The following is a 10307-nucleotide window of genomic DNA, read 5'->3' as shown; positions in this document are numbered from 1 at the left end:
GGAACCGTGCCCGCACTGGACGAACCACTGAAGAAGGTGCTCGGCCCCGCCACCGCGAAGGTGATGGCCGAGCACCTCGGCCTGCACACCGTCGGCGACCTCCTGCACCACTACCCGCGCAGATACGAGGAGCGGGGCCGGCTCACCCACCTCGCGGACCTGCCCATGGACGAGCACGTCACCGTGGTCGCCCAGGTCGCCGACGCCCGCCTGCACACCTTCGCCTCCAGCAGGGCGCCGCGCGGCAAGGGCCAGCGCCTGGAGGTGACGATCACCGACGGCAGCGGCCGGCTCCAACTCGTCTTCTTCGGCAACGGCGTCCACAAACCCCACAAGGAACTCCTGCCCGGCACCCGCGCGCTGTTCGCCGGCAAGGTCTCCGTCTTCAACCGCCGGCTGCAACTGGCCCACCCCGCCTACGAACTGCTGCGCGGTGACCCCGGCGACCCCGGCGACCCGGGCGAGGCCGCCGGGGAGACCGCCGAGTCCTGGGCGGGCGCCCTCATCCCGATCTACCCGGCCACCGCCAAACTGGAGTCCTGGAAGATCGGCAAGGCGATCCAGACCGTCCTGCCCAGCGCCCAGGAGGCAGCCGACCCGCTGCCCGGGTCCCTCCGCGAGGGCCGGGGCCTGGTCTCCCTCCCCGAGGCCCTGCTCAAGATCCACCGCCCGCACACCAAGGCGGACGTCGCCGACGCCCGCGACCGCCTCAAGTGGGACGAGGCCTTCGTCCTCCAGGTCGCCCTCGCCCGCCGCCGCCACACCGACGCGCTGCTCCCGGCGGTCCCCCGCAGACCCCGCCCCGACGGCCTCCTCGCGGCCTTCGACGACCGCCTCCCCTTCACCCTCACCGAGGGCCAGCGGAAGGTCTCCCAGGAGATCTTCGACGACCTGGCCACCGACCACCCCATGCACCGCCTGCTCCAGGGCGAGGTGGGCAGTGGAAAGACCTTGGTCGCCCTGCGCGCCATGCTCGCCGTGGTCGACGCGGGCGGGCAGGCCGCGATGCTCGCGCCGACCGAGGTGCTGGCGCAGCAGCACCACCGGTCGGTCACCGAGATGATGGGCGAGCTGGCCGAGGGAGGGATGCTCGGCGGCTCCGAGCACGCCACCAAGGTCGTGCTGCTGACCGGCTCCATGGGCGCCGCCGCCCGCCGGCAGGCGCTGCTCGACCTCGTCACCGGCGAGGCGGGGATCGTCATCGGCACCCACGCGCTCATCGAGGACAAGGTCCAGTTCCACGACCTCGGCCTGGTCGTCGTGGACGAGCAGCACCGCTTCGGCGTCGAACAGCGCGACGCCCTGCGCGGCAAGGGCAAACAGCCCCCGCACCTCCTCGTCATGACGGCCACCCCCATCCCGCGCACGGTCGCCATGACCGTCTTCGGCGACCTGGAGACCTCGGTCCTCGACCAGCTCCCGGCAGGCCGTTCCCCGATCGCCAGCCATGTCGTCCCCGCCGCCGACAAACCGCACTTCCTGGCCCGTGCCTGGGAACGCGTGCGCGAGGAGGTCGCAGGCGGCCACCAGGCGTACGTCGTCTGTCCCCGCATCGGCGACGAGGAGGAGGACCCGAAGAAGCGGGAGGCCGCCGAGGCCGAGGGCGCCGACAAGCGCCCGCCGCTCGCCGTCCTCGACGTGGCCGACCAGCTCGCGGCCGGCCCGCTCAAGGGCCTGAAGGTGGAGGTCCTGCACGGCAGGATGGCCCCGGACGACAAGGACGCCGTGATGCGCCGCTTCGCCGCCGGCGAGACGGACGTCCTGGTCGCCACGACGGTCGTCGAGGTCGGCGTGAACGTCCCCAACGCCACCGCGATGGTGATCATGGACGCCGACCGCTTCGGCGTCTCCCAGCTCCACCAGCTCCGCGGCCGCGTGGGCCGGGGTTCCGCTCCCGGCCTGTGCCTGCTGGTCACCGAGATGCCCGAGGCGAGCCCCGCCCGCCAGCGCCTGAACGCGGTCGCCGCCACCCTCGACGGCTTCGAGCTGTCCCGCATCGACCTCCAGCAGCGCCGCGAGGGCGACGTCCTCGGCCAGGCCCAGTCGGGGGCCCGCACCAGTCTCAGGGTCCTGGCCGTGATCGAGGACGAGGAGATCATCGCCGAGGCGAGACAGGAGGCGACGGCCCTCGTGACGGCGGACCCCGACCTCACGTCCCACCCGGCCCTGCGCACGGCGCTGGACGCGCTGCTGGACGACGAGCGGGAGCGGTACCTGGAGAAGGGATGACCGCTCACGAGAACGGCGCCCCACCCCCACGCCTGCCAGACTGGTTCCACGACCCCCCCGAACACCGCCCCGTCGAGCACCACCCCGCCAACCCCGCCCGCATCGGACAAGGACCGAAGATGACCCGCGTGATCGCCGGCGCAGCCGGCGGACGCCGCCTGGCCGTCCCGCCAGGGACCGGCACCCGCCCCACCTCCGACCGCGCGCGCGAGGGCCTCTTCTCCACCTGGCAGTCCCTCCTCGGCGGCCCCCTGTCCGGCGAACGCGTCCTCGACCTGTACGCCGGCTCCGGCGCCGTGGGCCTGGAGGCACTCTCCCGCGGGGCCGGGCACGCCCTCCTGGTCGAGGCCGACGCCAAGGCGGTCCGCACGATCCGGGAGAACGTCCGGAACCTGTGCCTGCCCGGCGCCGAGGTGCGGGCGGGCAAGGCCGAGCAGATCATCCGCACGGCGCCCCCGGCCCAGCCGTACGACCTGGTCTTCCTCGACCCGCCGTACGCCGTGTCGGACGACGATCTTCGGGAGATCCTGCTCACACTCCGCTCGGAGGGGTGGCTCGCCGCCGAAGCCCTCGTCACCGTGGAGCGCAGCACCAGAGGCGGCGTCTTCCACTGGCCGGACGGCTTCGAGGCGCTCCGGGCCCGTCGTTACGGCGAGGGAACGTTTTGGTACGGTCTCGCCGCCTCTACGTGCGAAGACGCACCATGACCGGACCGGAGAGCGAGGGACCTCAAGTGCGCCGTGCCGTCTGTCCCGGGTCGTTCGACCCGATCACCAACGGACACCTCGACATCATTTCCCGCGCCTCCCGTCTCTACGACGAGGTGTACGTCGCGGTGATGATCAACAAGGCCAAGAAGGGCCTGTTCGAGATCGACGAGCGGATCGACCTGATCCGCCAGGTCACCGCCGAGTACGAGAACGTCCGCGTCGAGGCCTTCCACGGCCTCCTCGTCGACTTCTGCAAGGAGCGGGACATCCCGGCCATCGTCAAGGGCCTGCGCGCGGTCAGCGACTTCGACTACGAACTGCAGATGGCCCAGATGAACAACGGCCTGTCCGGCGTGGAGACCCTCTTCGTGCCGACCAACCCCACCTACAGCTTCCTGTCCTCCTCCCTGGTCAAGGAGGTCGCGACCTGGGGCGGCGACGTCTCCCACCTGGTGCCCCCGGTGGTCCTGAGCGCGCTGGCCGAACGGCTCAGGCAGGACTGACGGCGCCTCATGGCCTTACAGTCGTCCCGTCCGTCTCCAACACAGCTGTAGAGAGTGGCGAGCCAACCGGTGGACGTGCAGAAGAAGCTCGACGAGATCGTCGCGGCGGTCTCCAGTGCCCGGGCCATGCCCATGTCGGCCTCGTGCGTGATCAACCGCGCCGATCTGCTCGCCCGGCTGGAGGAGCTGCGCGCCGCGCTGCCCGACTCGCTCGCCCAGGCCCAGGAGCTGATCGGCGGCCGGGAACAACTGGTCGAGCAGGCCCGCCAGGAGGCCGAGCGGATCATCGAGAGCGCGCACGCCGAGCGCGGCTCGCTGATCTCCGGCACCGAGATCGCCCGCCGCTCGCAGGAGGAGGCCGACCGCATCCTCGCCGAGGCCCGCCAGGAGGCCGAGGAGATCCGCGCGGAGGCCGACGACTACGTCGACTCCAAGCTCGCCAACTTCGAGGTGGTCCTCACCAAGACCCTGGGCTCGGTCGGCCGCGGCCGGGAGAAGCTGCTCGGCACCGGTCCGGGCCTGGACGAGCAGGGCTACGCGGACGAGGACGCCCCCGAGCGCAGCCACGACCCGGAGACCCTGCGCCGCACGGCCGACGCGTACGTCGACGCCAAGCTCGGCGCCTTCGAGGCGGTACTCGCCAAGACCCTGGACGCCGTCGGCCGCGGCCGGCAGAAGCTGCACGGCCGGATCGCCAGCGACGACCTCGGCGCCCTCGCCGACGACACCACCACCCGGCAGCACACCAGCGACGCCGACTACCTGGCCGACCTCGCCGCGCTGACCGCCGAACCCGCCCCGGACCGGCAGCCGCAGCCCGCGCCGGTCCCGGCCCAGCAGCCGTACGCGCCCCAGGACGCCTACGCCGACGCCTACCCCGGCCAGACCCAGCCGCAGACCCACGCACAGGCGCACACGCAGGCCCAGCAGGACCCCTACGGCTACCAGCAGCAGTACGCCGCGCAGGACCCGTACGGCTACCAGCAGGCCGACCCCTACGCCGGCTACCCGCAGCAGCCCGCCTACGACCCGGCCCCGGCCCCCGCGCAGGCGCCGCAGCAGCTCGACGAGACCAGTCTCTTCGACACCGGCATGATCAGCGCCGAGCAGCTCAGGGCGTACGAACAGGGTCGCGGCAACGGCTGACGCCGGACCCGGACCGGGCTCCGGGACGGCCGCAACCGGGCCACGGGACGGTCACCGTGGCCGGGCCGCGACCGGACCGGGGGCCCGAGGCGGCCCGATTGGGCCGACAGCGAAAGGTCCAGTATCCTGTCACTTCGGTCGTGTGTACCTCCGCGATCAGCGCTGCCCGGGAACACCGAAGGGCGGCGTCCCCAGCTCAAGGATCGAAAGCAGGAATGGCTCTGAACGCCCGCCTCGACCACCGCAACCCTCTCGTGTTCGACACGCACGAGCTGGGACGGCGTCCTGGTGCGCTGCAGCGCCTGACCCGCACGGTCGACGCCCCCAGGGACCTCGGTCTTAAGGACGTCATCGGAGTGCCGGAAGGCGCCCCGGTCGAGCTGGACCTCCGGCTCGAGTCGGTCATGGAGGGGGTGCTCGTCACGGGCACCGCCCGTGCACGGGCCGAGGGGGAGTGCGTAAGGTGTCTGGAGCCGCTCGAGCAGGAGCTCGAAGCGGACTTCCAGGAGATGTTCTCGTACCCTGACGCCGACGACCGGGGCCGCCCCAAGGCGGAACCGGCCGACGACGCCGAGGAAGACGAGGACAGGCTCTTCATCGAGGACGGCCTGTTCGACCTCGAACCCGTGCTGCGCGATGCGGTGGTGCTCGCACTGCCGATGCAGCCGGTGTGCCAGGAAGACTGCCCGGGTCTGTGCTCCGAGTGCGGAGTGCGGCTGGCGGACGACCCGGACCACCACCACGACGCCGTCGACATCCGTTGGGCGGCACTGCAGGGAATCGCCGGTTCGCTCGAATCCGGCGATAAGGACGAGATGAGCGGCGCCGAAGCGGGCGTCGACGAGAAGCAGGAGAAGTAGCCGTGGCTGTTCCGAAGCGGAAGATGTCGCGCAGCAACACGCGCCACCGCCGGTCGCAGTGGAAGGCTGCGGTCCCCACCCTGGTTGCGTGCGAGCGCTGCCACGAGCCCAAGCTGCAGCACATCGCGTGCCCGTCGTGCGGCACCTACAACAAGCGCCAGGTCCTCGAGGTCTGAGCGGCTGGTGAGAGGCACTGTGTCCACGCCGAAGAAAAACTCTGCGGACCAGCAGGCCTCGTCCCACACGCTTCTGGAAGGGCGGCTCGGCTACCAGGTCGAGTCCGCCCTTCTGGTGCGAGCGCTCACCCACCGTTCCTACGCGTACGAGAACGGCGGTCTGCCGACGAACGAGCGGCTGGAGTTCCTCGGGGACTCCGTGCTCGGCCTCGTCGTCACCGACACGCTGTACCGCACCCACCCCGACCTGCCCGAAGGCCAGCTGGCCAAGCTGCGGGCCGCGGTGGTCAACTCGCGTGCGCTGGCGGACGTGGGACGCACGCTCGACCTGGGTTCCTTCATCCGGCTCGGCCGCGGTGAAGAGGGCACGGGCGGCCGGGACAAGGCGTCCATCCTCGCCGACACCCTCGAAGCGGTGATCGGCGCGGTCTATCTCGACCAGGGCCTGGAATCGGCGGCGGAGCTGGTGCACCGTCTGTTCGACCCGCTGATCGAGAAGTCCTCCAACCTCGGCGCCGGCCTGGACTGGAAGACCAGCCTCCAGGAGCTGACCGCGACCGAAGGGCTCGGCGTTCCCGAGTACCTGGTCACGGAGACCGGCCCCGATCACGAGAAGACCTTCACTGCTGCCGCCCGCGTCGGAGGCGTCTCGTACGGCACCGGCACCGGCCGCAGCAAGAAGGAGGCGGAGCAGCAGGCCGCCGAGTCCGCCTGGCGGGCCATCCGGGCCGCCGCGGACGAGCGCGCCAAGTCCGCCGCGGCGGCGCAGGCCGCCCAGGCGGCCGCCGCCTCACAGGCCGCCACCGCCGTCGAGACGGGAGCGGCCGTCGAGGCCGGTGCGACCGTCGAGGCGGGGGTGACCGTCGAGGCCGGGGCCGACGACTGATCGGCCCGTCGGCCCGCCGGTCGTCCGGCTCCGCCGGCGCCGGTGTCGGCGCCGGCAGAGCACAGCAACGGCCAGAGCGCCCGCCCCGCCCGGGGACGGGCGCTCGGCTCATTCCACGGGGGAGTCCATGCCCGAGTTGCCCGAGGTCGAGGTCGTACGCCGCGGTCTGGACCGGTGGGTCGCCCACCGGACCGTCGCCGGCGTCGAGGTGCTGCACCCGCGCGCCGTCCGCCGCCATCTCGCCGGCGCCGACGACTTCGCCCGGCGTCTCGACGGTCACCGCTTCGGCACGCCGAGCCGGCGCGGCAAGTATCTGTGGCTGCCGCTGGAGGACTCCGGGCAGGCCGTCCTGGCGCACCTCGGGATGAGCGGCCAGCTGCTGGTCCAGCCGCACACCGCGCCCGACGAGAAGCACCTGCGCGTCCGCGTCCGCTTCGGAGACGACCTGGGGACCGAGCTGCGCTTCGTGGACCAGCGCACCTTCGGGGGCCTCTCGCTGCACGACACCGGAACCGACGGGCTGCCGGACGTCATCGCGCACATCGCCCGCGACCCGCTGGACCCGCTGTTCGACGAGGACGCCTTCCACCGGGCGCTGCGCCGCAAGCGCACCACCATCAAACGCGCCCTGCTCGACCAGTCCCTGATCAGCGGCGTCGGCAACATCTACGCGGACGAGGCCCTGTGGCGGGCCCGCCTCCACTACGACCGCCCGACCGCCGGCCTCACCCGCCCGCGCACGCTCCAGCTCCTCGGCCACGTCCGGGACGTCATGAACGCGGCGCTCGCCGTGGGCGGCACCAGCTTCGACAGCCTGTACGTCAACGTCAACGGCGAGTCAGGCTACTTCGACCGCTCCCTCGACGCGTACGGCCGCGAAGGGCTGCCCTGCCGGCGCTGCGGCACCCCGATGCGCCGCCGCCCGTGGATGAACCGCTCCAGCTACTTCTGCCCGAAGTGCCAGCGGCCCCCGCGCGTGACGGTGGTGGCAAGCGGCCCGGGCGCCGTTCAGCCGCGCCGGGCGTCGTAGGCCTGGCGGGCGGCGAGCACCTCGTCCATCCGTCCCTCCACGAACTGGATGAGCGAGGTCAGCCGCCGGGCCACCTCGCGGCCGAGCGGCGTCAGCTCGTAGTCGACGCGGGGCGGGTTGGTGGGCTGGGCCTCGCGGTGCACCAGGCCGTCGCGCTCCAGCGCGTGCAGGGTCTGGGACAGCATCTTCTCGCTCACGCCGTCCACCCGGCGGCGCAGCTCGTTGAAGCGCAGCGAGCCTTCGTACAGGGCGCCGAGCGTCAGCCCGCCCCAGCGTCCCGTGATGTGCTCCAGCGTCCCGCGCGACGGACAGGCCCGGGAGAACACGTCGTACGGGAGGCGCTCGTCCTCCGTGCACTCGTGCGTGGTCGTCATACCGCAAGCGTACGCCCGCACAGCGCTGACCGGCAGAGCACGCTAACCGCTGGTGAGCGTGCCGGCCCGGTGCGCGCCGCGTAGCGCTAGTAGCCGAAGTTCTGCGTCCACCACGGCCCGCCCGAGCCGTGGTGCACGCCGACGCCCAGGGTCTTGAAGTCGCAGTTCAGGATGTTGGCGCGGTGGCCGGGGCTGTTCATCCAGGCCTCCATGACGGAGGCCGCGTCGGCCTGGCCGCGGGCTATGTTCTCGCCGCCCAGGTTGGTGATGCCGGCCTGCTCGGCACGGTCCCACGGGGTCGCGCCGCTCGGGTCGGTGTGGTCGAAGAAGCCCTGCTCGGCCATGGCGCGGCTGAAGTCCCCGGCGAGGCCGGCGAGCGCGCTGTTCGCGGCGACCGGGCTGCAGCCCGCCCGCGCCCGCTCCTCGTTGACCAGGCGGAGCACCTCGGCCTCGGCGGCGGCCTCGGCGGACACCGTCACCGGAGCCTCGGGCTTCGGCGTGGCCTTCGGCGGAGTCTGCTGCGCGGTGCGGGTCGGCTGCGCCGGCTTCGGCTTCTTCGCCGACGGCTCGGTCCTCGGCTTCTTGGAGGGGGCCTCGGTGCTGGGCTCGGCCGACGTCTTCGACGTCTTCGACGGGGACGCCGAGGGCGACGCGGAGCGCCCGGTGCCGGGGCTCGTCGTCGTGCCGCCGGCCACGGCGCCGGTCTCGATGCTGGCGGAGGCGCCGCCCTGCTGCGTCCCGGTGTTGCCGGGGGTGTCGCTGGTCTGCACCTTGTCGGCGCCGCTCCCGCCGAGCGTGTAGCTCTCGCCGCCGGGCAGGACGCCGGTGGCGACCGCGACCGTGCCGAGCGCGACCGCGGCGGAGACGCCGAGCAGCCCGGTCCGTACCGGCGTGGCGGCCTTCTTCCTGCGGCGGTGGGCGCGTCCGCGCGAGGCGCCGCCCTCGGCCGGGTACCCGCCGTCTTCCGGCGAGCCCGTCGCCGGACCCGTGGGACCGGTGGCGTCCGTCGCAAAGAGGTACGCGTCGCTGCGCGTCACGGCCTCGGCGTAGGCCTCCGGGTTCGGATAGGGCGCGATGCCGGGCTCGGGCCGGTCGCCCGGGTACGAGTGCCGCGGGTCCTGACTTCCGGCGGCGGAGCCGTGCGCCGCAGTGGCCTCCGTCGCGCGGCCCGTGGCGGCGCGGCCGGCGGCGGAGCGTCGGTGGCGTCCCATGTCCTGGCCTTCCTCGTCCTCGCGGCGACTCTCGCGTTGTCGCGGTTGATCAACAAAACCCACACGATCGAGTGAGTTTCAGATGAGTTTCATTGGGGCTGGACGGTACCGCATGGCGCACGGGGAGGAAGTGTCCCAAGAGACATTGGCCCGTTAGGTTGCCTCCATGAGCGACGATGTGCGACTGGTCGCCTGGGTGCGCGGACGCGTCCAGGGTGTGGGTTTCCGCTGGTTCACGCGGGCCAAGGCGCTGGAGATCGGCGGGCTGAGTGGCTTTGCTCTCAATTTGGAGGACGGTCGCGTCCAGGTGGTCGCCGAAGGCCCTCGCGCCGGCTGCGAAGGACTCCTCGACTGGCTCCGGAGTGACGACACGCCCGGGCGCGTGGACGGCGTGACAGAGATCTGGGACACACCGCGCGGCGGTTACGACGGCTTCGCCATCCGCTGACCCGGCCCGGCGCCCGGCCGGAACGGCGGGCGACGGACATGCCCGCGGTGGCTGCCCCGGACGGAAAGAAGCAGGTGATTGCGGCCGGGGTCTTGCCGACGAGGGCTCCGCGCGCCAGGATGGCCGCCACGCCCCCCGGGCCCCGCATATGCCGCGACACCACCGCTTCACGCCGTGTTCGCCCGGGTTGCCCCCAATACGGGGCGTGATCGTGTTGACCGTCAAACTTTTTGGTGAGACGCTGAAAGCCCCGCGCACCTTGGCTGTTTGGCATGGATGAACGGCAGCACAACTCCACAGTGCCAAGCACCGCGGGTGCGAATCCCTCACGACCCACACCGCATCGGTCGGTCACTCATTGTGGAGGACCATCCATCATGGCAAAGGCGCTTCTCGGTTACGTCGGCGGCTCCGACCCTCGACTCCTCGCCGAGATGCGACGGCTCCAGCAGCGCGTCCAGGACCTGGAATCCGAACTCGTACGGATCCAGGCCGAGAACGACGCGCTGGCGGCTGCCGCTTCTCACCACGACAGGATCATGGAGAGCGTCGACGCACACCAGGCGGAGCCTGCGCTCACCTGATCACTGCATCGCACAACGACACAGTGGTCGGGCGGACCGTACCAACCGCTCAGGTGTCAGAAGTTGCAAGGGACGCTTCGGCGTCCCTTCTTTCTTTCCCCGCGCGCTTCGCGCCCTTCTCCGCGCCCTTCCGGCGTCCGCCCCCGGAGC

At 72.0% G+C, this 10307-nt stretch carries 12 protein-coding genes; 10 read left to right on the top strand and 2 right to left on the bottom strand.

The genetic code is table 11. From position 1 onward, the window contains the following. Window positions 1–6: 6 nt before the first annotated feature. From recG to mutM, 8 genes are all read left to right on the top strand, one after another. Window positions 7–2229 (top strand): ATP-dependent DNA helicase RecG, encoded by a 2223-nt coding sequence (gene recG, locus ABZY13_RS13675; RefSeq protein ID WP_356630095.1) that lies wholly within the window; start codon window positions 7–9, stop codon window positions 2227–2229. Between the two features lie 119 nt (window positions 2230–2348). Continuing rightward, window positions 2349–2936 (top strand): 16S rRNA (guanine(966)-N(2))-methyltransferase RsmD, encoded by a 588-nt coding sequence (rsmD, locus tag ABZY13_RS13670; RefSeq protein WP_356630093.1) that lies wholly within the window; start codon window positions 2349–2351, stop codon window positions 2934–2936. A gap of 26 nt (window positions 2937–2962) precedes the next feature. Continuing rightward, window positions 2963–3442 (top strand): pantetheine-phosphate adenylyltransferase, encoded by a 480-nt coding sequence (coaD, locus tag ABZY13_RS13665; RefSeq protein ID WP_356630160.1) that lies wholly within the window; start codon window positions 2963–2965, stop codon window positions 3440–3442. A 69-nt stretch (window positions 3443–3511) separates the two neighbouring features. Continuing rightward, window positions 3512–4588 carry a cell division initiation protein gene (locus ABZY13_RS13660; protein ID WP_356630158.1) on the top strand — a complete coding sequence of 359 codons (1077 nt, stop codon included), beginning with the start codon at window positions 3512–3514 and terminating at the stop codon, window positions 4586–4588. A 215-nt stretch (window positions 4589–4803) separates the two neighbouring features. Further along, the gene (locus ABZY13_RS13655; RefSeq protein WP_356630091.1) at window positions 4804–5448 is read left to right on the top strand and encodes a YceD family protein; all 645 of its coding nucleotides are present in this window, start codon (window positions 4804–4806) and stop codon (window positions 5446–5448) included. Between the two features lie 2 nt (window positions 5449–5450). Beyond that, window positions 5451–5624, top strand: a complete 174-nt coding sequence (gene rpmF, locus ABZY13_RS13650) for a 50S ribosomal protein L32 (protein ID WP_007493396.1) — start codon at window positions 5451–5453, stop codon at window positions 5622–5624. Window positions 5625–5643: 19 nt separating this feature from the next. Further along, complete coding sequence (gene rnc, locus ABZY13_RS13645) at window positions 5644–6510, top strand: ribonuclease III (protein ID WP_356630089.1); 867 nt, start codon at window positions 5644–5646, stop codon at window positions 6508–6510. A 127-nt stretch (window positions 6511–6637) separates the two neighbouring features. Continuing rightward, a complete protein-coding gene (mutM, locus tag ABZY13_RS13640) occupies window positions 6638–7540 on the top strand; it encodes a bifunctional DNA-formamidopyrimidine glycosylase/DNA-(apurinic or apyrimidinic site) lyase (protein WP_356630087.1) in 903 nt (300 codons plus the stop codon). Here mutM and ABZY13_RS13635 read toward each other — a convergent pair. Further along, window positions 7519–7914 (bottom strand): helix-turn-helix domain-containing protein, encoded by a 396-nt coding sequence (locus tag ABZY13_RS13635; protein ID WP_356630085.1) that lies wholly within the window; start codon window positions 7912–7914, stop codon window positions 7519–7521. The genes mutM and ABZY13_RS13635 overlap by 22 nt on opposite strands. A gap of 86 nt (window positions 7915–8000) precedes the next feature. Continuing rightward, a complete protein-coding gene (locus tag ABZY13_RS13630) occupies window positions 8001–9125 on the bottom strand; it encodes a CAP domain-containing protein (protein WP_356630083.1) in 1125 nt (374 codons plus the stop codon). 166 nt (window positions 9126–9291) lie between these two features. Between ABZY13_RS13630 and ABZY13_RS13625 the strand changes: the two genes are divergently transcribed. Next, on the top strand, window positions 9292–9573 hold the full coding sequence (locus ABZY13_RS13625) for an acylphosphatase (RefSeq protein WP_356630082.1): 282 nt from the start codon (window positions 9292–9294) through the stop codon (window positions 9571–9573). Between the two features lie 377 nt (window positions 9574–9950). Beyond that, window positions 9951–10157: a hypothetical protein gene (locus tag ABZY13_RS13620; RefSeq protein ID WP_129801581.1), complete on the top strand. Its 207-nt coding sequence runs from the start codon at window positions 9951–9953 to the stop codon at window positions 10155–10157. Window positions 10158–10307 lie beyond the last annotated feature (150 nt).

Source organism: Streptomyces sp. NPDC006610 (assembly GCF_040611575.1).
GTDB lineage: Bacteria > Actinomycetota > Actinomycetes > Streptomycetales > Streptomycetaceae > Streptomyces.
Note: the sequence above shows the minus strand (reverse complement) of the source record. Positions and strands in the feature narration are given on the sequence as shown.